This window comes from Streptomyces sp. NPDC002076 (assembly GCF_053593835.1).
Map to the genome: position 1 here is coordinate 16,560 of NZ_JBSFDI010000033.1, position 21,450 is coordinate 38,009.

19 protein-coding genes and 4 pseudogenes are annotated in these 21,450 nt (G+C 68.4%); 8 read left to right on the forward strand and 15 right to left on the reverse strand.

Going from position 1 to position 21,450, the window contains the following annotated elements; all coding sequences use genetic code 11:
• Window positions 1–150: 150 nt before the first annotated feature.
• The 4 genes from ACWCQS_RS41575 to ACWCQS_RS41590 all read right to left on the reverse strand — a co-directional run bounded on the left by ACWCQS_RS41575 (window position 151) and on the right by ACWCQS_RS41590 (window position 4,762).
• Window positions 151–1,578, reverse strand: coding sequence for an MFS transporter (locus tag ACWCQS_RS41575; protein WP_451009320.1), 1,428 nt, complete (start codon window positions 1,576–1,578; stop codon window positions 151–153).
• Window positions 1,575–2,231 carry a TetR/AcrR family transcriptional regulator gene (locus ACWCQS_RS41580; RefSeq protein ID WP_451009321.1) on the reverse strand — a complete coding sequence of 219 codons (657 nt, stop codon included), beginning with the start codon at window positions 2,229–2,231 and terminating at the stop codon, window positions 1,575–1,577. The genes ACWCQS_RS41575 and ACWCQS_RS41580 overlap by 4 nt, the downstream gene beginning before the upstream one ends.
• Window positions 2,232–2,373: 142 nt before the next feature.
• Window positions 2,374–3,030: a CatB-related O-acetyltransferase gene (locus tag ACWCQS_RS41585; RefSeq protein ID WP_451009322.1), complete on the reverse strand. Its 657-nt coding sequence runs from the start codon at window positions 3,028–3,030 to the stop codon at window positions 2,374–2,376.
• A 262-nt stretch (window positions 3,031–3,292) separates the two neighbouring features.
• Complete coding sequence (locus ACWCQS_RS41590) at window positions 3,293–4,762, reverse strand: MFS transporter (protein ID WP_451009323.1); 1,470 nt, start codon at window positions 4,760–4,762, stop codon at window positions 3,293–3,295.
• A gap of 150 nt (window positions 4,763–4,912) precedes the next feature.
• Here ACWCQS_RS41590 and ACWCQS_RS41595 point away from each other — a divergent pair, with 150 nt between their 5' ends.
• On the forward strand, window positions 4,913–5,479 hold the full coding sequence (locus ACWCQS_RS41595; protein WP_451009324.1) for a TetR/AcrR family transcriptional regulator: 567 nt from the start codon (window positions 4,913–4,915) through the stop codon (window positions 5,477–5,479).
• A gap of 752 nt (window positions 5,480–6,231) precedes the next feature.
• Here ACWCQS_RS41595 and ACWCQS_RS41600 read toward each other — a convergent pair.
• The 8 genes and pseudogenes from ACWCQS_RS41600 to ACWCQS_RS41635 form a co-directional block, all read right to left on the reverse strand.
• Complete coding sequence (locus tag ACWCQS_RS41600) at window positions 6,232–6,501, reverse strand: hypothetical protein (RefSeq protein ID WP_451009325.1); 270 nt, start codon at window positions 6,499–6,501, stop codon at window positions 6,232–6,234.
• A gap of 21 nt (window positions 6,502–6,522) precedes the next feature.
• A complete protein-coding gene (locus ACWCQS_RS41605; protein WP_451009326.1) occupies window positions 6,523–7,098 on the reverse strand; it encodes a hypothetical protein in 576 nt (191 codons plus the stop codon).
• 754 nt (window positions 7,099–7,852) lie between these two features.
• Window positions 7,853–8,731 carry a metallophosphoesterase family protein gene (locus tag ACWCQS_RS41610; protein ID WP_451009378.1) on the reverse strand — a complete coding sequence of 293 codons (879 nt, stop codon included), beginning with the start codon at window positions 8,729–8,731 and terminating at the stop codon, window positions 7,853–7,855.
• Window positions 8,732–9,054: 323 nt separating this feature from the next.
• Window positions 9,055–9,252, reverse strand: a pseudogene (locus ACWCQS_RS41615) (IS5/IS1182 family transposase); the annotation flags it as partial.
• A gap of 140 nt (window positions 9,253–9,392) precedes the next feature.
• On the reverse strand, window positions 9,393–10,715 hold the full coding sequence (locus tag ACWCQS_RS41620; RefSeq protein ID WP_451009327.1) for a protein-L-isoaspartate O-methyltransferase: 1,323 nt from the start codon (window positions 10,713–10,715) through the stop codon (window positions 9,393–9,395).
• Complete coding sequence (locus ACWCQS_RS41625) at window positions 10,712–11,701, reverse strand: NUDIX hydrolase (RefSeq protein WP_451009328.1); 990 nt, start codon at window positions 11,699–11,701, stop codon at window positions 10,712–10,714. Before ACWCQS_RS41625 ends, ACWCQS_RS41620 begins: the two co-directional genes overlap by 4 nt.
• A gap of 339 nt (window positions 11,702–12,040) precedes the next feature.
• Window positions 12,041–12,419 (reverse strand): annotated as a pseudogene (locus tag ACWCQS_RS41630) (fic family toxin-antitoxin system, toxin component).
• 273 nt (window positions 12,420–12,692) lie between these two features.
• Window positions 12,693–13,163 carry a hypothetical protein gene (locus ACWCQS_RS41635; RefSeq protein WP_451009329.1) on the reverse strand — a complete coding sequence of 157 codons (471 nt, stop codon included), beginning with the start codon at window positions 13,161–13,163 and terminating at the stop codon, window positions 12,693–12,695.
• A gap of 155 nt (window positions 13,164–13,318) precedes the next feature.
• Between ACWCQS_RS41635 and ACWCQS_RS41640 the strand changes: the two genes are divergently transcribed.
• From ACWCQS_RS41640 to ACWCQS_RS41655, 4 genes are all read left to right on the forward strand, one after another.
• Window positions 13,319–13,555 carry a hypothetical protein gene (locus tag ACWCQS_RS41640; RefSeq protein ID WP_451009330.1) on the forward strand — a complete coding sequence of 79 codons (237 nt, stop codon included), beginning with the start codon at window positions 13,319–13,321 and terminating at the stop codon, window positions 13,553–13,555.
• 483 nt (window positions 13,556–14,038) lie between these two features.
• Window positions 14,039–15,280 (forward strand): acyl-CoA thioesterase/BAAT N-terminal domain-containing protein, encoded by a 1,242-nt coding sequence (locus tag ACWCQS_RS41645; protein ID WP_451009379.1) that lies wholly within the window; start codon window positions 14,039–14,041, stop codon window positions 15,278–15,280.
• Between the two features lie 256 nt (window positions 15,281–15,536).
• On the forward strand, window positions 15,537–16,040 hold the full coding sequence (locus ACWCQS_RS41650) for a hypothetical protein (protein ID WP_451009331.1): 504 nt from the start codon (window positions 15,537–15,539) through the stop codon (window positions 16,038–16,040).
• 78 nt (window positions 16,041–16,118) lie between these two features.
• The gene (locus ACWCQS_RS41655) at window positions 16,119–16,547 is read left to right on the forward strand and encodes a hypothetical protein (protein WP_451009332.1); all 429 of its coding nucleotides are present in this window, start codon (window positions 16,119–16,121) and stop codon (window positions 16,545–16,547) included.
• A gap of 10 nt (window positions 16,548–16,557) precedes the next feature.
• On the opposite strand, the gene ACWCQS_RS41660 is transcribed toward ACWCQS_RS41655, so the two are convergent.
• Window positions 16,558–16,860, reverse strand: a complete 303-nt coding sequence (locus ACWCQS_RS41660; protein WP_451009333.1) for a hypothetical protein — start codon at window positions 16,858–16,860, stop codon at window positions 16,558–16,560.
• A gap of 13 nt (window positions 16,861–16,873) precedes the next feature.
• The gene (locus ACWCQS_RS41665; RefSeq protein WP_451009334.1) at window positions 16,874–17,149 is read right to left on the reverse strand and encodes a LexA family protein; all 276 of its coding nucleotides are present in this window, start codon (window positions 17,147–17,149) and stop codon (window positions 16,874–16,876) included.
• Between the two features lie 72 nt (window positions 17,150–17,221).
• On the opposite strand from ACWCQS_RS41665, the gene ACWCQS_RS41670 reads away from it, so the two are divergent.
• The 3 genes and pseudogenes from ACWCQS_RS41670 (at window position 17,222) to ACWCQS_RS41680 (ending at window position 20,426) form a co-directional block, all read left to right on the forward strand.
• Entirely contained in the window at window positions 17,222–17,659 is a 438-nt protein-coding gene (locus ACWCQS_RS41670) for a DUF6233 domain-containing protein (RefSeq protein ID WP_451009335.1), read from the forward strand.
• Between the two features lie 160 nt (window positions 17,660–17,819).
• Window positions 17,820–19,097 carry an MFS transporter gene (locus tag ACWCQS_RS41675; RefSeq protein ID WP_451009336.1) on the forward strand — a complete coding sequence of 426 codons (1,278 nt, stop codon included), beginning with the start codon at window positions 17,820–17,822 and terminating at the stop codon, window positions 19,095–19,097.
• 52 nt (window positions 19,098–19,149) lie between these two features.
• Window positions 19,150–20,426 (forward strand): annotated as a pseudogene (locus tag ACWCQS_RS41680) (IS701 family transposase).
• Window positions 20,427–20,519: 93 nt separating this feature from the next.
• On the opposite strand, the pseudogene ACWCQS_RS41685 reads toward ACWCQS_RS41680, so the two are convergent.
• Window positions 20,520–21,310 (reverse strand): annotated as a pseudogene (locus tag ACWCQS_RS41685) (class I SAM-dependent methyltransferase).
• Window positions 21,311–21,450: the final 140 nt, after the last annotated feature.

Consider the following 21,450-nt stretch of genomic DNA (forward strand, 5'->3'; position numbering starts at 1 on the left):
TCTCCGACGTTGATTTCCGAAGCGAGTTACCGACACTGCTCACCTGCGGGTTCGTGAGCACGGGCCGAAGTGTCGGCAGACGGTAGTTTGCCGACACTGAAGACCGGTCTGGCATGTGACCGGATCAGCCTGGGTATGGACGGCGGTTGTTCAATTGTTTGTGTGTCGAGCCGGTGACGCCTGCGGTGTTGGTGCTTGCGTCGGGCACGTGGAGGTCGTGCCGTGTCCTTCCTGGTAGGCCGGGCGCCGGGGTAGCTGCGACGCAGGGAGCAGGCCGAGGGCGGCGAGTGCGGCCAGGACCAGCAGGGCAGGGCTCATCGTTGAAACAGCGGACCCGGTTGCGCTGGCCGCGACGGCGATACCGAGGGTCGGCCCGATGTTCATGGCGGTCTGCTTGAGCCCACCGACGACCCCGGCGTACCCGGGCGGCGCGTCGCCGACGACGGTCCCGGTGGCAGTGACCATCACGGTGGCGAACCCGGCACCGATGACGGCAAAGGTTGCGGTCATGGCCATCCACGGGCTGGTCGGACCGAGCCGGGACAGCCCCGCGATGCCGACCGCAACGAGTGCCGTACCGGCGATCGCGGTGCGGCGCGCACCGTACCGGCGCAGTGCGGCGACCGCGGTTGGTGCGCCGAGGACCATGAGCGCGGTCAGTGGAAAGACGCGCAGACCGCTGGCGAGCGGGTCGAGGTGAAGTGTGTCCTGGAGGTAGAACGTGGCCCTGAACAGTGCTCCGAACAGGCCGGCGGTGGTGACCAGCAGGATTGCCATCGACGCGGTCACGGGTGCGGACTGCGCCACGGCCGGCGGAATGACCGGGTGCGTGGTGCGGCGTTCGTGCCAGGCGAGGACCGTTGCGATGCCTGTGACGGTGAGGAGTTCGAGCAGCGTCGGCGGGGCGGTCCACCCCCGCGCGGGTACGTTGGCCAGGGTGTGAACCAGGAGTGCGAGTGCGATCGCGAGCAGGCCCGCACCGGTGAGGTTGAGCCGCGAGGAGTTGGCATGTTCAGGTGTCGGCGTCCGCAGGGCGAGGACGAGAGCGGCGATGACGAACGCGACAGGCACGTTGACCCAGAACACGGCGCGCCAGCCCAGATGTGCCACGAGCACACCGCCGAGGATCGGACCGGACCCCCCCGCCACCGCGATCGCGCTGGTGCGGATGGCGATGGGCGTGCTGAGCCGGTCCGCGGGATACGCCAGCCGCAGCAGCGCCAGCGTCGCAGGCTGCAGGAGCGCGCCGAACCCGCCCTGCACCGCGCGCAGGACGATCACCCAGCCGACGGTCGGCGCGAGCGCGATCCCGGCGGAGGCGGCCCCTAAGCCGAGGACGCCGACGAGCAGCAGGCGCGGATGCCCGTACCGATCCCCGAGGCGCCCGGCGATGACGAGCAACGCGGCCACCGCGACCAGATAGCCGGTGCTCGTCCACTGGATCTGCGCCATGCTCGCGCCGAGATCACGCTGCAGGCTGGGCTGTGCCACGAGCAGGAGGGTGCCGTCCAGCGCGACGATCATTGCGCCGGCCACGCTGACCAGAAGTGCGAGCTGCCGCTGTACGAACGCTGTCATGAGGCCACCGGGCCAACATGCGCGTCCAGAACTGCCGTGATGAGCCGCTCGCGTTGGTCGTCGCCAGGGTCACCGCCCAGCGGTGTGGCCCCGAGGGCGAGTTGCAGACTGCCCCAGGCCCACAGCTGGGCGATGCCGTGCAGGTTCGACCACAGGGCGGCGGCGGTCACGGCAGGCGGCGGTGCGGCCTCGTCCTGCCCGTCGGTGCGTTGCGTGGCAGCCCGCTCCGATCGGCATCGGGCGACGAGTTCGGTGATGTGTCCGAACAGCGGGAGGGTCGACTCGCGCAGCCGCGGTTGGTCAGGTGGCTGCGGCGCGCTGTCGAGCAGGTCGTGCCGCCACATGAGCTCGAACATGCCGCGGCGTTCCAACGCGTACCCGACGTACACGCGCGCGAGGGCCTCCAGCTCGCCGCGCGGTGTGGTCGTGCCGGCGACCGCGGCCTCGAACCGGGCTCCGAGGTCCTCGAAGCCGCGACGGGCGATAGCCGACAAGAGCGCGTGGTGCGTGGGGAAGTACCGACGCGGCGCCCCGTGCGACACCCCCGCTCGACGGGCTATTTCCCTCAGGCCCACGGACGCGGAGCCCTCGGTCAGCACGAGGTTGACCCCGACATCGATCAACCGCTCCCGAAGGGAGCCCTCATCAGTCATAGACAGTGTCTACCATCGCCCGTAGACGCTGTCTACTTGTCTTGTGCGTGCAGGGCGCCGTCCGGTCCCGTGGTAAGCGCGTAGGGTCCGGCCGCATGGTCGGCCACTGTGTGCTGTTCGATGGATGTCTGGGGCACGTGGTTCAAAGGGATTTCCCCTGTCCGTGCTCGGTGGCGATGCGCGCGATGTCGGCCGGGGTTCCGGCCATGATGGTGCGGACGTGTTCGGTGACCAGCTCGGCGGGCCAGTCCCACCAGGCTGCGCGCCGCAGCCGCTCGACGTCGGCGTCGTCGAAGCGCTGCCGGATCGGTTTGGCCGGGTTGCCGCCGACGATCGTGTACGGCGGGACGTCGGCGGTGACTACGGCGCCAGCCGCGATGATGGCGCCGTCGCCAATCCGTACGCCGGGCATGACGGTCGCCCGGTACCCGAACCAGACGTCGTTGCCGACGACTGTGTCGCCGCGGCTGGGCATGCCGGTGACAATGTCCAGCGTCTGCTCGGCCCACCTGCCGCCGAACATGGTGAAGGGGTACGTCGAGACGCCCATCGCCGGGTGCTCGGCGCCGGCCATCAGGAAGGTGGTTCCGGTGGCGATCGCGCAGTACTTGCCGATGGTGAGGCGCTCCGGCCCGTAGGCGTAGAGGACGTTGCGGTCCTCGAAGTCCGTGGCGCCATCCGGGTCGTCGTAGTAGGTGTACTCGCCCACGGAGATGTTCGGTGAGGTGACCAGCGGGTTGAGGAACACCACGCGGTCGTGAGCGGGCAGCGGGTGCACGGTGGTCGGGTCAGGGGACAAGGTCGAGGTCCTTTGCGTGGTTGCGGGATGTCGCACACGGCCCTGGTGGGGCGTCGGCGGGCCAGAGTCGGATCACCCTGGCCCGGTGGGCTTCAGGTGTTATCGGGGCTGGGCGGGGTGACCCACTCGATGAACTGGACCATCGCACCGCTGGGGTCGGTGACCTGGAAGTCGCGTTCGCCCAGGGGTCCTCGGCAGCGGCATGGTGATGTCGACGCCCTCGGCGCGCAGCCGCTTCTCCCGGCCAAGGCGGTTGTTACTGTCAACGGCTGTTCACGGATGCCTCGTTCGAGGTGGTGGCCGCACCTGGATCATTGGAACGTTGCGGCGCCGCGGAGCCTGCCGCGGGCTTGGACCTCGCCAGCCACAGGCCGGTGAACACGGCGGTGGCCAAAGTGATGGCGCCGGCAGCGAGGAAGGCGCTGTTGAGGCCGGTCTCGAAGGAGGCGCCGCCGGATTGCCGGGTGCGGACGATGGCTCCGAGCACCGCCACGCCGAGCACCGCACCGATCTGCCGGGTGGTGCTGCTGATGCCTGAGGCGAGGCCGCCTTCCTGCGGGCTGACTGCTTGGATGGCGGCGCCTGTCAGTGGGGACATGGCCAGTGCGAAGCCGATGCCGACGAGTCCCAGCCGCCACCACACGCTCCCGTAGCCGGTGTCGGCGTGCACCATGCCGAGCGCCAGCAGTCCCAGGCCGGCCAGGGCCAGGCCGGTAGTGACCACGATTCGGAAGCCGTACCGGGCGGCGAGTCGGCCCGCGTACGGGCTGACGATCACCATGGCGAGGGATACCGGCAGGGTCTGCAGTCCGGCGAGCAGGATTGAGCTGCCCTGGACATACACGAAGAACTGGGAGAAGAAGAACGACGAACCCATGAGCGCGAACCCCACCACGACCATGGCGGTGTTGGACACGGTGAACAGGCGCTGCCCAAACAGCCGCAGCGGCAGCATCGGAGCGGAACGACGGGCTTCGACGGCGACGAAGGCGGCGAGGAGGATCACCGCGGCGGCGAAGCTGCCCAGGATGACCGGTGAGGTCCAGCCGCGGGCACCCCCCTCGATCAGCCCGTAGGTCAGTACCCCCACCGCCAGAACGGACAGCACCGTGCCCGGGATGTCGATCGCGGGGGCGCTCGGGTTGCGGGACTCGCCGAGGTCGCGCAGGCCGACCAGCAGCAGGACCACGCCGATGGGCAGATTGACCAGGAAGATGGCGGGCCAGCCGAAGGCTTGTGCCAGCACGCCCCCGGCCACGGGGCCTGCGGCCAGACCGATTCCGCTGAGTCCGGCCCACAGCCCGATCGCCTTGATTCGTTCTTGCGGCACGGGATAGGCGGCGGCGAGCAGGGCGAGCGAGGCAGGGCTCAGTGCCGCGGCCCCGATGCCCTGCAGTACCCGGCCGGTGACCAGCCAGGCGAGCGAGGGCGCGAGGCTGCACAGCAGCGACGCAGCGGTGAACACCGCCACGCCGGTCAGGTACACCCGCTTGCGGCCGAATCGGTCGGCGAAGACACCGCCGGACAGCAGCAGCATGGCGACCAGCAGTACGTACGCGTCGACGATCCATTGCAGTCCGGTCAGCTGAGCGTGCAGCCGGTGCTGCATATCGGGCAGTGCCGCCCCAACGATCGTGTTGTCGAGCAGGACCATGAATTGGCCTAGGCAGGTCACCGTGAGCAGCACGGCCCGGTTTGATCGACTGCCTACGGTCGCATGCGATGCAGCCATGGGATCCCCCTCATTCGTTAGTTGCGCCCGGTCGCGGTCGAAGCGGGTGGCGATACACCTGAGCGCCCTAAAGCAGTCAGTGACTGCGTTAGGCGACTGTAGGGAGGATCGCCTCACAAACGCAAGTCTTAACTGCGTTAAGGTGGGGGCATGAACGAGCGACAGCGAGCCCGGCGGCCCGGCGGGCGCAGCGCCCGCGTCGGCGCGCAGGTGCACCAGGCCGTCACCGAGCTGATCAGTGAGCGCGGCTACGGCAACTTCACCGTCGGCGAGGTCGCAGCCCGCGCAGGCGTAGCGGACAGCAGCATCTACCGCCGGTGGGGCAGCCTGGAAACCCTGCTCACCGACGTGGCGCTCACCCGCCTCAATGCGCAGTCGCCGATGCCCGACACCGGGAGCCTCGCCGGCGACCTGCGCACTTACGCGGCCCAAGTGGCCCGCGAGATCACCGGACCCGACGGTCCAGCGGTGCTGCACCTGGCCGTCGCCCTGTCGAGCGGCGGCCAGCAGGGCCTGCAGGCTGGTGCCGACCTCCGCGCCGAACGCACCCGGCAACTGCAGTCCATGCTCGATCGCGCCCGCGACCGTGGCGAGCACGCACCCGACGCGTTCGACGTGCTGGACCACATCCTGGCCCCGATGTATATCCGCGTCTTGTTCGGCATCGTCCCGCTCACCCCGGACTACATCGACGGGCTCGTCGACCGACTGCTGTGACCTCAACCCGCTTCCCGCGATCAGCCCTCGGACGCGGTGCCAGGGCTCCGCGAGGTGCTCGCCGACACGCGCCCGGCCAGCTCAGGCAACTGGCCCTTGGCTGACTCACGCGGCCTGGCTGAATCCGCCGGTCGGTGGGCCGTCGCCGCGGATCAGAGTGAAGTCGACGTCCAGGTGAGGGTCGGAGGCGCCGGGTTCGTCGGTGGCCATCCGGACTCCAAGATCATCCCGTGGCGGGTTTCTGGCGTATCTGGGTCATTCCCCTTGTAGCGGCGCGGGGCGACTCAACTCTCGTAGCGCTGGACCGTGCTCGACGGCGCGGGATGCCGGCAGCTCAGTGGCCCCGGTCTCGGGGTGGCTGGGTCGGTCGGGCCCGGACCGGAGGATTGGGCTGGGACGGCGCGTGGAGGAGCTGTCGTTGTGCGTGGTCAGTTGGCTGACGACGCGGACGAGATGCTCGACGTCCGTCCGCAGCTGGGCGATTTCGGTGGCGTCCTTGGCGCGGGGCTCCTTCAGTCTGCCGATCTGCCGGCGCAGGCGGATCTCAGAGTCCGGCGTCTGCCCGCTCGCCCTCACTTGCGCGTAGAAGTAGTTCTTGAGGTCCAGGCGGCGTTGGGTGAGCGCGTTGCGCGGTACGCCGACTTACTGGGCCACGGCGACGATCGTCAGCGCGCCGTTGGAGTGCTGCGCGGTTCCCTGCAGGATGCGGTCCATGACCGCGCGAATACGGTCGCGTTCGTCGGGTGCGGGGCTCATGCGATGCCGTCCTGGAGGGTGGAGCGGGTGCGGTGGTGGGCGTTGGCGAGGTCGCGCAGCCGGGTGGCGTTGTCGGGCAGTCGCTCGCCCAGCGGGCCGGGGGCGTGACCAGCCTGCTGGTCAAGCGCGGTGGCGCGGCGACGGAGGCCGGCGGCGTGCTGATCGGTGCGGGCGATGTTCGCGCAGGCGGGGACGCACTGGTCGAGGCTAGGGGTGTCCTCGAGGCCGCGGTGGCACAGGGCCTTGTCGCGGTTGTAGACGCACATCAGCAGCGTGTGGGGATTGCCTTAGACGGCCAGGTGGGGGTCGCGGGCTTCGGCCTGGTCGAAGGCGGCGACGATGGTGTGCTCGGGCGGGTGGACGACCGAGCCGGTCAGCCATTTCGCCGAGGCTTTCGGCCCGGGCCGGGATCTTCGTTCGCGGCTGCGGCCCTCGGGTGGGGCGATGATGTCGTGGGAGCGGTGGGGCGCGGGATCGGCGTCGAAGACGCAGGCTAGGTTGGCCATCCGTTTGCGGTGCGGCTTCTCGCCCGGAGCGAGCCAGGTGCGCATCGCCCGCCGGGCGGCCCTGTGGGCTTTGAGGGTGGCGGGCCGCAGGGCCTCGGGCCGCATGACGATGCCCTTGCCGTCGAACTGCAGGACCAGGAGGGCGTCGGCGGTCGCCGGCAGCGGGATCTGGCGCTGATAGAAGGCGTCGATGTCCCGGGCCGCCTCGGTAACGAGGTATTCGGCCTGGCGTTTGCCCAGTACCTTCCCGCATCGCCTCTCGATCGACGCCTTGGCCTGGTCGTAGGAACCGCGGACTGCTTCGGCGACCGCCAGTCGGCGCAGGCCGTGCGAGTGGCGGCCTGCGGGCAGGGACAAGGGCCCGTTCGGCAGGGTGGACGCTGGGCAGCCCCTTCTGCCGCCAGGCGCACCGCTCGACGGTGACCGTTCCGAACACGCAGGCCAGCTCGCGGTGATGGCCCGTCTCCCAGCGCGGCCGAACCGGCCCATCCGCCCCGGTCACCACAGCCGTCGGGCGGGGCTGCGCGCGCTCCCGGCGAGCCCGCAGGTCGAGATGGCGCTGGAATAACAGGCGCTGCAGCTCACGGACCCGCTCCTCGATCAGCTCCTCCACCTCGTGATGCGCCAGCCGTGCGATCGCGGGGTCGGCCAAGTCGCCTTGCAGGCAGCCGAAGGCGCTGACTGCGGCAGCGAACTCATCGATGGCATCGAAGGGGTCGTAGGGTTCCATCGCGCTCTTCTTTCTGCGCTATGTCTTGGTTGGCACCTACGAAGGTAGAAAGAAGAGCCATTATCGTTCTGCCCTCTTCGCCGCTTTCCACCATGGCCCGGTGGGCCAGCGCGAACATCCCCTGGCTCTCTCAGCCAGCCTCGCTCCACCAGCCGCTTCAGCTTCCCCCGCGTCCCCTCGATCTTCGCCGTCACCGCCGGCAGCCCGATCCGCGGCACGATCTGCTTCGCCTGCATCGGAGTCGACGCGTCCACCACCACCTCCACGATGTCCCGGTACACATCCGGCAGCGCATCCACCGAGCCCCTCCCGCCAGTGCGGCACCATGATCGCCCCGACCCTCCGCAGCAAGCCAGTGAGCGGCGGAGCGGAGCCCTGGGCTCAGTTCGGGTTCACCGCAGAGGGGCCGAGCCTCTCGATGACCTCGCGCATCTCCTCCTCGTCGGCCTCGTAGACCGTCTCACCCATGCGCGGATCACGGACATGCAGCGTGTGGATAAGTGGCCCGTGGGGTGTTCCGAGCTGCACGAGGGAGGCTGACGGGCCGTGGACAGCACGCTCGGTGCCGGGCCGAGCCGTCAGATCGATGCGGCTGACGACGCCGGGCGTCACCCAGACGGTTGCCTGTTCCAGGTGCCCCAGAATCTGCAGGTGGAAGTGCCCGCTCAAGATGAGTTGGACGTCGGTTCCACGTATGGTCTCGGCCAGCTCTGCATCGTTCTGCAAGCCCAGCGCCCGCTGGACGTCGACGTCCAGGGCGACCGGCGGGTGGTGGAAGGCCAGGACGGTGCCCAACGGTGCCGGGCTGCTGAGTAGTTCGCGGAGCCAGTCGAGTTGACCACGGTCCAGTCGACCGTAACCCTTGCCCGGAACGAGCGTGTCCAGCGTAATCAGCCGCCATCCGTCGATGGTGCTTGCCCCTGCTCGCTCACCCGCCGCTCCCTCGTACACCGCCTCGGGCTGGACGTGGCCGCTGCCGAGTACGTCGGCGAATGCGGTGCGGTCGTCGTGGTTGCCCGTCGTGTAGAAGACGTCCGCCCCTCGTTGGCCGGCATATCTGGACAGGAGCCCATGCGCCCGCGCATATGCCTCGCGAGAACCGTCGTCCGCGACATCGCCCGTGACCACTACTGCGTCGAGGTCGCGAAGGTGGCCCAGTTCGGCAAGCAGGCAGCGGAGTGCGGCAGTGCCGTCGGCCCCGTCGGCGTCGGGACCGCCAGAGCGGTCGAGATGAGTGTCAGAGAGATGCAAGATCCGCATCATCTGAAACTAGCTTCCGGCACGCGCGCCGAGCCATGGCTTTTCCGGTCATGCGGTCGGCACCCACTGGCCGTTCCCGACTGTCCCTGATCACGAAATCGAACGGGGCCAGCGATCGGTGCCGTCCGAAGTGCTGAACAATTGCTGTCCAATCTCGCGTACAGAATCAGGTGATGGCGCGTGGTGGAGTGCAGCCAAGCAGGCCCTGCGCGGGACTGGTGAAGCGGATGAGTGAGACCTGTCCAATTCGAAAGGGGGCATGGCACCTGCTTCCTGCATCCCCGATGGTGCCCCGAGGCGAACTTCGGTCTGCCTGCAGCTGATCAATCGGCTGCCAAGAGGCTGGTGATCCAGATGGTCGCTGCGCGGAGGTGGAGTCCGGCAAGGTAGCTCGCGGGTGTCTTGTCGTAGCGGGTCGCGATGCCCCGCCAGTCCTTCATCTTGCTGATGGCCCGCTCCACCGTGTTGCGGTCTCGGTAGAGGTTGACATCGTGAGCGAGGGGTCTCCCGCAGTTCCCACCCATAAGCGCTGATCTGCGGCGCAGGACTTCCGAACAAGCCCCCCACACGCCACGGCGTTCATGGCGACGCTGGGCGCCGTGAAGGCGCCGAAGGGGGCAGCCGAGTCGTTGGCACTCGGCTGCCCCTTCAGGGTACTCGGCTACCGACGAAATGCTGTTTGCGGAGGGACGGAATGAGGCGGGGCTTCCCGTGGTGGGGCGTCCGCCTCGTGGGCGGCGGCGTGCTGCAGGCCTGCACCGACCGGGCTGGGCAGGGACCAGGCCAGCCCCGCTCGGTCGGTCCCCGCGCTGACCCACTGCTCGCCGTGAGCATCGAAGTGGAGCTGGTAGCACGTGGGTTCACCGGCCGCCCGCCAGCGGGCAGCGACGCTCTGCAGCTCGTCCCAGATGTCCCGGGGCCCGAAGGCCACGACATCCCACTCGCCGGCCCCGGCGGCGCGAGCAGTGAGCCAGGATCCGCACGCCGGCGCCCCGATCACCAGGTGTTCGGCGTTCCAGTTCCGGACCAGGCCGGGTCGCAGATGGTCAACGGCGATCCAGAAGGCGCGCGCTTCATCGGGCGGCGGCGTCTGGCGGCTGCGGAACGTGCGGCCGCCGTCGCAGGCCTCGATCCGGTCCAGGAACGCCCGCGAGATGAAGACACGCTCGAACCCGTGGCCGGGCCGGTGCCCGAACCGAACCCCCCGCAACTCGCCCCGGACCTCCCCGCTCCCACTGCGGGTGATGACCGCGAGGCCGGGCCAGGACGGCGAGGTGCCGCTGACGTTGACCAGTGTTCGTCCCCCTGGGGCGAGTTGCTCGATCCAGGCGAGCGGGACGCACGGCACCGTGTAGGAGACGAAGACGCGGTCGTAGGGACCACGCTCGGCCCAACCGGCCGCGCCGTCGCCGCTGACTGCGGTCGGCCGGTAGCCGAGGACGGCCAGGCGGGCGCGTGCCGCGGCCGTGATGTGCCGGTCCCGATCCAGCGTGACCATGCCCGCGTCGCCGCAGATGCGGCAGGCCACGGCCGCGGTCACCCCGGCGCCCGTGCCGATGTCGAGGACACGGTCGCCCGGGCGCAGCTCCAGCTCGTGCAGCAGGCCCGCGGTCATCCCGACTGTGCTGGACATCGAGGTGATCGAGCCCCCGCACCGGGGGCTTGGGATGCGGCCGAGGATCGGCTCACCGTCGTGCTGAATCAGCACGCTCTCCCCGCTGTACAGCACATCGATCAGTTCCTCCCGGTGCGAGGGTGTCGCCCAGTCCAGCAAGTCCCAGCGCGGCGGCTTCTCCTCCGGCCGGCTGCGCCGTACGTACGCCTGCGGCATCAGATCCTCCCGCGGCAAGCTGAGGAGCGCCTCGCGTACAGGGCCGGGACGCAGATCCCCCGCGGTCTCGAGCCGGGCGACCATCGCCGCCCGCGCGGCGGCGGCACGCTTCGCAGGCTGCCCCGAACCGGCGGCCAAACGACCAGGGCTCATGCCCACCCCATCTCGGTGTACCGGTGACCCTCGCGGGAGCGTTCGATAGCCGTGCGGGTGTAGGCCACGATCGGCTCCGGCAAGGCACCCGGGCTCCACCAGCGCCAGGCCAGGCACTTGTCGCGCTCGCGGATCACCGGCTGTCCCTGCCACCGCCGTACGCGGAAGACCAGCTGCAGGCGCGGCTGGGTGCCCCGCACGTCACAGAGGTGCACGGTGTGCACGAGCTCCGCGTCCTCGGGGCGAATCAGCAGGCCCGCTTCCTCGTACGCCTCCCGCACGAGGCACGCGATGGCGCTTTCCTGCTCACAATGCCCGGCCAGGAAGTGCCAGGTGTCGCCGGCGTACGCGGAGTCGGGGTGGCGCAGGCCCAGCAGGACTTCGCCTTGCACGTTCTCAAGGTAGAGATGGACCCCGACCACGTTGAGGACGGTACCGCGGTCTGTGCTCGGAACATGCCGCCGCGCCGGGGGCAGGGCAGCAGGATCCGGTGCGGCGGCCTGCGGGCCGGCCGGCTGACGCACGGCGTGGTCGCGCACCAGGTCGAGGGTCGATGGGCTCATCCGCAAACGCGTCATGATCTCCGGGGCGAACCAGCGCAGCATGATCCCTTCGGTGAGGTGAAGAGCCTCAGGGTCGCCGTTCCAGCGGGCCACGAAGACCTGAATGGGCGCGCTCGCCCCGTCGGGGCCCGCCACGCACTCCTGTCGGAAGGGCTCGAGAACCGGTACCACGAGTCCGGCTTCCTCCCACAGCTCCCGGCGGGCTGTCTCCTCCAGGGACCGATCGTCGGGCTCACGCCCCCCGCCGAGCAGGGACCACGCTCCCGGCTCCCAGATGCCAGGGACTTGATCTCGCAGGTGCAGCAGGTACTCGCTGCGATCGTTGACGATCAGGACCGATGCGTTCTCCGGCTCCGGAATGGAGGAGTCGGAGTCGAGTGGTCCGCTAGTTGCCGGTGCTTCTTCGTGAGCCGAGGCCAACATGTCCCCCAGAAGTCGCGCGAGAGTTCGACGTCGCCCAGCTCAACGACACAGCGGGTCTGCCGAACGCACGTTTTTCAGACGTGCTGAGATCCACACGTGGAAGGGAGCCGCGGGGGGTGCCGGATGCAACGCCCCTGTCCGGCGCAGCCTTGGGCGGCAGTGACGTTGGCCGAAACGACGCGACGAGTTGGCTCGAATGGAAAGGTGTCGCCTACTCATCCCCAGGTGTCACCGATGACCACGTCCGAGATCCCCCAGCCGAAGTCCCCCAGCGCCGAGATGGACGCTCCTCAAAATACCGCGCAGGATTTCGCGCAAGCCCCGCGCTCGGCTGGGGATTCAGGTCGCCCTGGGCCAGCCGCGCAGCAGGGTGGCGATCCTCGCAGCAGTGCGGGCGGGATCCCTCAACAGGTCGCGCAGGGCGATGGCATCCTCCCTGGCGGGCTTGACCGGGAACCCAGAAGCCTCCAGATACATCACGCCCGTCGCAGCGGCCACGGCCATGTTGGAGCGCTCCAGCCATCGGCAGCGGCCGAGGATGTGCACCAGGGCGGCGGCGCGGGCGTAGGGGCCGTCGTGGACATGCTGGTCCAGCAGCTCGGACCGGTGAGCGGCGACCGCGGCCACCGGCACTCCGTAGTCCTCGGGGGGCGGGATCCCCAGCCCCCGCGATCTCCGCGACCCGCAGGAGCCAGGGGACGTCGATGTGCAGGTTCATTACGCGGCGTGTGTTCCGGGGGTGTGGCCGCCTGCGTCTTCGGCTTCGTCGAGGACGCCCTGGTACTCGGTCCTGATGCGCCCACACGCCCGGCGTCTCCTGAACTCACCAACAAACGCTGCTACTGGAGGTGCACGAAGCCAACCAATCGATATATCTTCGCCGACACCACCACCGGCAACCGGATCATCCCTCCGCCTGCTCCTCCTGAAGCTTCGCGCACGGCCTGAGAAATCGTGACAGACCGGAAGCACCGGTCCGTCAGGAGCACCCTTACCAGCGCCGCAGAACCTCGTGCAGCCGGTCGTACCAGGCTCGTCGACGCTGATCGGTGTCTGACGGTTTGGCGCCGAGGGCGACCACCTGATCGGTGACGCCGTAGGTGAGGCGATACAGCAGCACCTCAGTGGCGGTCTCCAGCCACTCTTGAGTGGCCCTGGTCGGCGGCGCTGATACGAAGACGGTGACGAACCAGACGGGCAGCAGGGCCCTTTCGCTGACAGCATCTGCCAGCCGGCTACGCAGTTCCGGCGTGAGGCGCTTCTCGGCCCTCGCCGCGGCAGCCATCACCGACTGCTTGTCGGCGCGCGTCTTGGCGTCCGCGGCCAAGGCGGTTTCGGCCTCCGCCGCCAGCCGTGCCTGCCGTTCGAGGTCCTGGCGCAGCTGCCGCTCGCTGGCGAGCGCCTCACGGAGTCCTCCGGCGGCCTCGGCGTGCGCACGGGAGCCGTACCGCGTGGAGAGCAACGCGCCCACCGTGTCGATGACCCTGGTGCGCAGTGCACGGAACTTTTCGGCGCTCTCGCGGTGATACCGCAGCCGATGCTGGAAGGTGGAGCGCTCGTGGTCGCTGAGCAGGAGGCTGCGGGCCTGCCGGCCGCGTTCCTGCTGCGAGCAAGGTGATGCTGGTCCTTGGTGAAGGTGTCGAGATCCGCGTCCTGGGCACCGCCGGAGGACATGAGCTGGCCTTCAAGGAGCCGCATCTGCTGCACCGGGCGGGCGACGGTCCGCTCGGCGTCGTCGACGCGGTCGCGGAGCCCTTCGTCGACTTCCTCGACCTTGTCTTCGCAGCTTCTGATGGCACTGCGGATGCTGCTCAGCTCGTGGTCCAGGTCCTCGGTGTATCCGAACTCGCGTGAGAGGCTTCCCTGTTCGCTCTCGAGATCACCGACCCGGCCGTCGAGATCCCGGCGGCGGCGGTCGAGGTCGTCCATCACTTCGTCCCCTGCTCGCTGCTGCCTTCCGAGGCCGCGCCGACGACGATCCACGGCGAGGTCACCCTCTACACCAACGACGGCCAAGGCCACTTCATCTCCGAACGGCAGTTGCTGGCCCCGAACTCGACCTGGACCCACGCGGAGACCATCACCGCGGGTGACTTCACCGGGTCGAACCAGTTCGACCTCATGGTCCGCTGGTCCGACGGCGAGATCACCCTCTACGGCGGACGTCGGCACCAACGGCCTCAACGTGCCCTCCAAACTAGGGCGCCAACGTTTACACGAGGTACGGGGCATCAAGACTCCGCCGCCCGCGCGCCCACGTATGGGCCCCAGGGTTGACTCGGCGGACACTTCAAGATCAGTGTGGTGGATCAATTCCTGGTGGTGGTGGGGGGCAACATGTCGTTACGGCGGTTGCGGGGATCGGCCCTGGCCGTGGCCGTCGTGATCGGCTGGGGGGCGGCGGGATGCTCCTCGGGGACGCAAGCCAGTAGCAGAGCGGTCATCGGGGTCGATGCGCCGATAGCTCTGGCGGATCAGGCCGTTCACTTGAGGATCAGCGGTCTGGAGCCGCACGACGAGATCACTGTCGGGTCGTCGGCGACCGCACGCGACGGCAAGGTGTGGCACGGCCAGGCAACCTTCACCGCGGACGACCACGGCCTCGTTGACCTCTCCACGACGAGGCCGGTGTCAGGGACGTACAACACCGTCGACGGTATGGGCCTGTTCTGGTCGATGCGACCCCCTACCGGCGACCCGAACAGTGACTACTTCTCCCTCCATGCCCCTGAGTCCTCCCCCTCGTACGCCGTGAAGATCACCGTGACGGCGCATGGGCGGCAGTTGGCGAGCCGCACGCTCACCCGCGAAGGCGAGGCCAAGGGAGTCAGCGCCCGAACGCTCACCCTGGCCCACGACAAGGTCGTCGGAGAGATGTTCCTGCCCCGGCCCGGCACTCCCCGGCATCCGGCCGTGTTGGTCTTCGGCGGATCCGAAGGCGGTGTCAGCATGAAGTGGGAGGCGGCTCTGCTGGCCTCCCACGGCTACCCGACGCTGGCCCTGGGCTACTTCGGGGAGCCTGGCCTGCCCGCCACCCTGCGCAACGTCCCGCTGGAGTACTTCGCCACGGCCGCCCGCCTGCTGGCAGCCCAGCCCGGCGTGGACCCCGCACGCATCATCGCCATGGGCTACTCCCGAGGCAGCGAACCCGCCCTGCTCCTCGCCGAGGACTATCCCCGGCTGATCCACGGCGTCGTCGTCTACTCCCCGTCGTCCAACGTCAACCAGGGATTCGGCGGGGGCAACGCCTGGACCAAGGACGGGCATCCCATCCTCCAGGGCAGCATCCCGCTGGACCACCTCAGCGGACCGCTGCTGGCCATCGCCGGCGCAGACGACTCGCTATGGCCATCACCGACTTACGTCAAGGCGATCGCCGGGGAGCTGCACGCGGCCCAGGACGGGTATCCGTACCAGGCACTGATCTACCCGGGGGCCGGGCACGGTGTCGGAACCTTCCCTTTCCTCGCGGAAGGCACAGTTGACCCATCCATGGGCGGTAATCGCGTCGGCAACGCTGTCGCCAAGGAGCAGGGCTGGCCCAAGGTCCTTGCCCTCCTCGCCGACATCTCGAGGTGAGTGCCACGGTGCGCAGGTCGGAACAGGCAGCCCCTGTCAACACCACGTGCGACGGCTGACACCAGCGGCTGACACCAACACGCATCTCGGCGACGGCTGCTCCCGCACCCGCGGGGATGGTCCCTGATTTCGGGCACGATCACGCCGAGTTCGAAACTGCTCTCCCCGCACCCGCGGGGATGGTTATGAGTGTGCTCTCCGCGCCCGCGGGGATGGTCCTTGACGGAACTTGCCTGTTCACGAGGTCGCACTCCCGATGACCGCCTCGAACCTCTCCGCAGACTGGCTCACCGCCTGGCAGCAGGAGATCACCGCCGCACTCGAGACGACGCTTTGCACCTTCGAGGACACCTTCGGCTATCCGCCAGGCGACGACGAAGTGCTCCTGGCCGATGAGGAGAGCCGAGCCGCGGCGGCACGGCTCAAGGAGGTCGTGGACATGCCCCAAGGGCTGATCAGCCTCTATGCCACGATCGCCGAGCTCTCGCTACCTGATATCGACCACGGATACTTCGTGCACACACCTGCTCAGGTACTCAACGACATCACCCAGTACGGTCCCGTCCGCGTCACCGATCACGCCACTGGCGTCGTGTTCGGCAGTGACGGCGGAGGCATCCTGTTCGCCCTCGATGGTGACGGAAGAGTCCACCGGTCCACCACGCCATCCTGGTTCGACGACTTCGAGATGTCCGCACCAATCCTGATCCGCTTCCTCGAACAGCTTCACCAAGCCGTCACGGACTTCGCGAGCCGCTGAGAGCCCTCATCCATGCCCATAGGTCCCCGCATGGGCGGGGCATTCGGACAGTTCCAATACCCGACTCCACCATTAGCGGTGTTCGACGAAGACGTGATCCGGCACTATCAGAAGCACCCTGAGCATCGGCGCCAGGTCCGCCCCGCGGGCGAATACCGAGAAACCACGCCCGACGAATGGACCGAGTTCGAGGAACACTTCGACCGCCGCAAGGTCGAACTCGGCTCCTGCGGACGCCCCTACGGCACCCCCTGCCAGCTCGAGCACGCCTGCGTCCGGTGCCCGATGCTGCCCGTCAACCCCAAGGTGCTGCTCCGGCTCGCGGAGTTGGAAACTGATCTCCTCGACCGCCGCGCACGCGCCAAGGCCGAGGGCTGGGTGGGTGAGGCGGAAGGCATCGGCCTCACCCTCACATTCCTCCGTGCCAAGCGCGACGAGACCCAACGCCGAGCCAAGCGGCCGACCGTCGACCTGGGTATCCCGAGTCCACGCATGCACGGGAGATGACAACCAGGGGTCAGTCCCGAAAGCTGGCTCGCCCCTCAGTGAGGTAGATCATCCAGGGGCGAATCGGCTCACCGCCCGCCACGGGCCGCAGTTCCACACCGAGATCTCGCACAGCGGCGATCGCCCCGATCAGGTGCTGAGGAAAGTGCTGGCGTCGCGCCTCTTCTTGAGCTGCGAAGAGCGGACTGACTTCATCCCAGCCGACTCCCGGCACGAACCGACAGAGAATCCACGGTTGATCGACGCTCACGTCCCAGAGCGCCCCGATCAAAGAGTCGCCATGCCAGACCTCGTATGCGGCCGTTTCCCCCACGCGTCCTCCTCAGTCACCTGCCCGGACAGTAACCAGCGGTGCACGCGAGTCGCCAGACGCCAGCCCGCCATGAAGGCGGCCCATCCAGAACGGAGAACTCTTTGGCAAAACGAATACCCCGCACCACCCGTTCGGGTGAGGTGCAGAGAAGGACGCTGGACTGGCTGCGCATACCGACCGTGTCCCCGATCTCCTGCACCGTCGGTGCCTCGCCGGGGTCGGCGATCGCCTGCCGGATGCAGCGCAGGATGCGCTTCTGCGTGTGGGTGAGGTGCTCTACACGGTGCACACTGAGATTAGAGCGTGTGCTCGATTTCTGGGCAAGGCGAAACACACCGGCGCAGCGCGGAGGAACACCCAAGTGCACGACGATTCCCCGCTGACCCGTCTCGACATGCTGCGGTTCGTCCGCCGCGTCGTCGAGCAGCAGACCACGCGGCAGCTGACCCTGATCGACCGGTGGATCGCCGATGAGGAACGCCGGGAGTACGAGCGGCGGCAGGGCGAGCAGCGCCGGCCGCCGAAGCCGAAATGGCTGATCCAGTTCGGGCTCAATCGCCAGAAGTGTGGATGCCGTTCACACCGGCGGCTGCTGGGCCGCGGCCAAGAGCGGGCGGTGCCGCCCGGCGCCCCGGCAGCAGGCGCTCGACGCGCTGCGGCGTCAGGTACCAGCGTGTGTCCACTGCCGGCCGGACACCGCCCTCGGCATCCTGGACTAGCGTCAGCGCGGTCAGGCGCTGCGCGGGCGGCGGCCCGTGGTCTGCACAGCCCTGTGGTCGGGGTGACTGAACTCGGGTGAAGCCGCTGGGATGGTACGGCTATCTCCCAAAAACCGATTGCAGTCCGACGCGGGCACTGTCTACGGTTCGCGCATGTCTGTTACGCCCCGTGTTTCTTAGCTCGGGCACCAGCTTTGACGTCACTCTTGTGCCCTTGAGCTGCTACGGAGCGTAATTCCAATGAATACTCTTCGCGGTCCCGGCCTGTTCCGGAACCGGGACTTCTCGCTGCTGCTGAGCGGTCAGTTGGTCTCTGCTATCGGTGACCAGGCTCATTTCATGGCCCTGCCGCTGATCGTGCTGGCCCTCACCGGGTCGGCCACCCAAGCCGGGTTCGTACTCGGCCTCGGCACCCTTTCATTCCTGGTGTTCGGTCTGATCGCCGGCGCCCTGGTCGACCGGTGGGACCGTAAAGCCACCATGATCTGGTGTGAGCTCGGCCGGGCCGCGCTCACCGCCGGCGTCGCCGTCGCACTGTGGCTGAACAGGCTCACCATGCCCCAGCTGTATGCGACAGCGGTGCTTGCCGGGATCCTGGCCACTCTCTGCCAGGTGGCGAACACAGCGGCGCTGCCCAACGTGGTTGGTCCGCGACAGCTGTCCGCCGCGCTCGGCTACTCGCAGTCCGCCGCCAGCGCGGTGGGCATCTTCGGAGCTTCACTCGCCGGTGCGCTCTACGCCGTCGGCCGGACCGTGCCGTTCGCCGTCAACGCGGTTTCCTTCGCGGTGTCCGCAGCATCGCTGCGTTTGATGCGTGCTCGATTCCAAGTGGACCGGCAGGACCTACGGACGACGTCCCGACTCACCACCGAGATCCGAGAGGGGCTCGGCTGGCTCTGGCGCCAGCCGGTCATCCGCTTCCTCACTCTGGTCTCGGCCGCTGACAAGGTGCGTTACGGCGCGGGGTATCTGCTGATCATCACCCTCGCCCAGCAGATGGGCGCCCCGCCGCTGTGGATCGGCGTCATCTTCAGCGGCGCGGCGGTCGGTGCCATGGCGGGGGCGCTGGTCTCGGACAGGGCCACGCGCCGCTTTCCGCTGGGCCGGATCGCCGTGGTGATGCTGTGGTTGGAGGCATTGATGTTCCCGTTGTACGCGCTCGCGCCCAACCCGCTGCTGCTGGCAGCAGTCGCGGCCGCCGAGTCGCTGGTGGCTCCGGTCTATGCGGTGGCCATGACCACCCACCAACTGGCCATCACCCCCGATGAGCTGCGGGGCCGGGCAACCAGCGCGGTCTCAACGCTCACCACGGGAGCCTTGTCGATCGGCACGCTCGCAGGCGGCGCGCTGATCACCACACTGGGTGCCAAGCCGCTGGTCTGGCTCTGCGGAGCATGGCTGCTCATCCTGGCCCTCCTCACCACGGCCAACCGGGCCGTGCGGCAGGCGCCGCCAGCGGGTGCGCTTCCACAGCAGCAGACCACCAGCACGGCCGAGACCGCCGACATGACGGGCTAGTAGAACTCCGTTAGGTCTGTGTGGCGACCTTGTTCAGGGGCACGGTGAGTGTGTGGACGCACATGAAGTGAGCCGTGTTCGGGCGAAGTTGGCGCTATTCGTGGCGGACGTGTTCGCCTCGGTGCCGCGCAAGGACCAGCGGGCCAAGAGCGACTGCTATCTGCGGGGACTGATGATGGACGGTCGCCGCAAGTCCATCCAGGCCATGGCCTCGCGACTGCCGGACGGCAATGAGCAGAACCTGCAGCAGTTCGTGAACCAGTCCACGTGGGATCCGGTTCCGGTGCGTCGGCGGATCGCCGAGCGGATGGTGCCACAGGTCGGCCCGGACGCCTGGGCGGTCGATGACGTGTCGTTCCCCAAGGACGGCAGGATGTCGGTCGGTGTCGCCCACCAGTACTGCGGTGCGCTGGGCAAGCAGGCCAACTGCCAGGTCGCGGTCAGTGTCCACGCCGTCTCCGAGACGGCGTCGTGCCCGTTGAACTGGCGGCTGTTCCTGCCGCGGGAATGGGCCAAGGACACCGTCCGGCGCCGGCAGACCGGCGTGCCGGAAGACGTCGGACACCGGGAGAAGTGGCGCCTCGCACTGGACGCCCTGGACGAACTGGCCGGATGGGGACTGGTGCCGCCAGTGGTGTGGCCGATGCGGGCTACGGCCAGAACGTGGATTTCCGTGCCGCACTGACCGAGCGGGGACACGCGTACGTGGTCGGCATCCGCGGCGATCTGATCGTCCAGCCGCATGACGCAGTCCCTGATGCCCCAGCCTGGTCCGGGAACGCCCGCCGACCGGTTCCCCGCTACCGGCAGCCACCACTGACGGTGGCGGAACTGGCCGCGGCCGCCGGATGGGAAGCCTTCCAGGAGGTGACCTGGCGGGAGGGCTCCCGCTCCCCGATGACCTCCCGTTTCCTCGCGATGTGGGTCCGGCCGACCGGAGTGCGCCCGCGTCGGCTCGCCCAGCAAGCCGCGGTGGCCGAGCACGGCCGGTGGGACGGCATCCTGCCCCCCGGTGCAACTGCTGGCCGAATGGCCCGACGGCGAGGACGAACCGACCCGCTTCTGGCTGTCCGACCTGCCCGACGACACCCCGATCCCGGACCTGGTCCGCCTGGCAAAGATCCGCTGGCGCATCGAGCACGACTACCGGGAACTCAAGTACGGCCTGGGCCTGGACCACTTCGAAGGCCGCTCCTGGAACGGCTGGCACCACCACGCCACCCTGGTCACCGCCGCCCATGCCTTCCTCACCGAGCAGCGGCTGGCCCCAAAACCGACACAACGGCCTCACCCTCTAGCAGATCCTCGACGCCCTCCAGGACATCTTGAGGTGCTGGACCGGCATCTGCACCATCTGCCACCAACCCCTGCCCAGCAGGACACACACACCACCAAGATCACGACAGACCTAACGGAGTCCTACTAGTCGGCCTGCAGGACGAAGAACAGGAAGCACAGGAAGCGCGGCTTGGCCGCGATGACTTCGGGGAACAGCTCGCGGGCGGCTGGATCAGGCTCTGGCTCGCTGATGACCGTTATCCGGAAGCCGGCCCCGGTGAAGGCCTCGATCATCGCGTGCAGCGGCCTGTGCCAGATACTCATCAGCGCGGTCTGGCCGCCCATGGCCCACTCTTCCGTCCAGTTGGTGGTGTCGAAATACTTGTACTCGGCCTCGCGGCCGGCCTGGCGGTGCATGAGGTTGATGGCAAAGGGATGGTCGACAGACGCAATCAGTCGACCGCCGGGCTTGAGTATGCGTCGAAGCTCGGCCAGCGCTCGCCCCCCCAGTCCTCCAGGTAGTGCAGCACCAGGGACGCGACTACATCGTCAAACGTTTCATCAGAGTAAGGAAGCGGGCTGCCCAGGTCGGCCACCTGCAGGTCCGCACCGTCGCCGAGCCGCCGCCGGGCCAGCTCCAGCATCCCGGCACTCGCGTCGAAGCCGCTCACGATGGCGCCACGGTCGCGCAGTGCGGCGAACAGAGGCCCGGAACCGCTGCCGGCGTCGAGGATCCGTCGGTCGCCGACGTCTCCGGCGAGGGCCAGCATCGCGGGCCGCTCGTAGTAGGCATTGATGAGGTTGGTTTCATTTTCGGCCGTGTACGCCTCGGCGAAGCTGTTGTAGTCGTTGACCCGCGGCCGATCCCCAGTCACCGCGGACGACGAGGTGAGTCCGGTGGAACTCGCGTGCTCCTGGCGCTCGTTGGAGATCATGGTGCGGGAGACGTGTGCTGCATCGGTTCGGTTCCTGGCCGCTCCCGATCGTCCTCACATCCTTGAAAACCAACGAGCCGTTCGTTCAAGCGTCACGATCACCACTACGTCATGTTGACCTCAGGAACAGGCACTTAAGA

What these genes read in the sequence shown, in the direction of transcription:
- ACWCQS_RS41580 (WP_451009321.1), bottom strand. Translation starts at nt 2,231, where the DNA reads ATGACTGATGAGGGCTCCCTTCGGGAGCGGTTGATCGATGTCGGGGTC.
- ACWCQS_RS41575 (WP_451009320.1), bottom strand. Translation starts at nt 1,578, where the DNA reads ATGACAGCGTTCGTACAGCGGCAGCTCGCACTTCTGGTCAGCGTGGCC.
- ACWCQS_RS41645 (WP_451009379.1), top strand. Translation starts at nt 14,039, where the DNA reads ATGTCGTTACGGCGGTTGCGGGGATCGGCCCTGGCCGTGGCCGTCGTG.
- ACWCQS_RS41610 (WP_451009378.1), bottom strand. Translation starts at nt 8,731, where the DNA reads ATGCGGATCTTGCATCTCTCTGACACTCATCTCGACCGCTCTGGCGGT.
- ACWCQS_RS41675 (WP_451009336.1), top strand. Translation starts at nt 17,820, where the DNA reads ATGAATACTCTTCGCGGTCCCGGCCTGTTCCGGAACCGGGACTTCTCG.
- ACWCQS_RS41590 (WP_451009323.1), bottom strand. Translation starts at nt 4,762, where the DNA reads ATGGCTGCATCGCATGCGACCGTAGGCAGTCGATCAAACCGGGCCGTG.
- ACWCQS_RS41600 (WP_451009325.1), bottom strand. Translation starts at nt 6,501, where the DNA reads ATGTGCGTCTACAACCGCGACAAGGCCCTGTGCCACCGCGGCCTCGAG.
- ACWCQS_RS41620 (WP_451009327.1), bottom strand. Translation starts at nt 10,715, where the DNA reads ATGAGCCCTGGTCGTTTGGCCGCCGGTTCGGGGCAGCCTGCGAAGCGT.
- ACWCQS_RS41650 (WP_451009331.1), top strand. Translation starts at nt 15,537, where the DNA reads ATGACCGCCTCGAACCTCTCCGCAGACTGGCTCACCGCCTGGCAGCAG.
- ACWCQS_RS41625 (WP_451009328.1), bottom strand. Translation starts at nt 11,701, where the DNA reads ATGTTGGCCTCGGCTCACGAAGAAGCACCGGCAACTAGCGGACCACTC.
- ACWCQS_RS41595 (WP_451009324.1), top strand. Translation starts at nt 4,913, where the DNA reads ATGAACGAGCGACAGCGAGCCCGGCGGCCCGGCGGGCGCAGCGCCCGC.
- ACWCQS_RS41640 (WP_451009330.1), top strand. Translation starts at nt 13,319, where the DNA reads ATGCTGGTCCTTGGTGAAGGTGTCGAGATCCGCGTCCTGGGCACCGCC.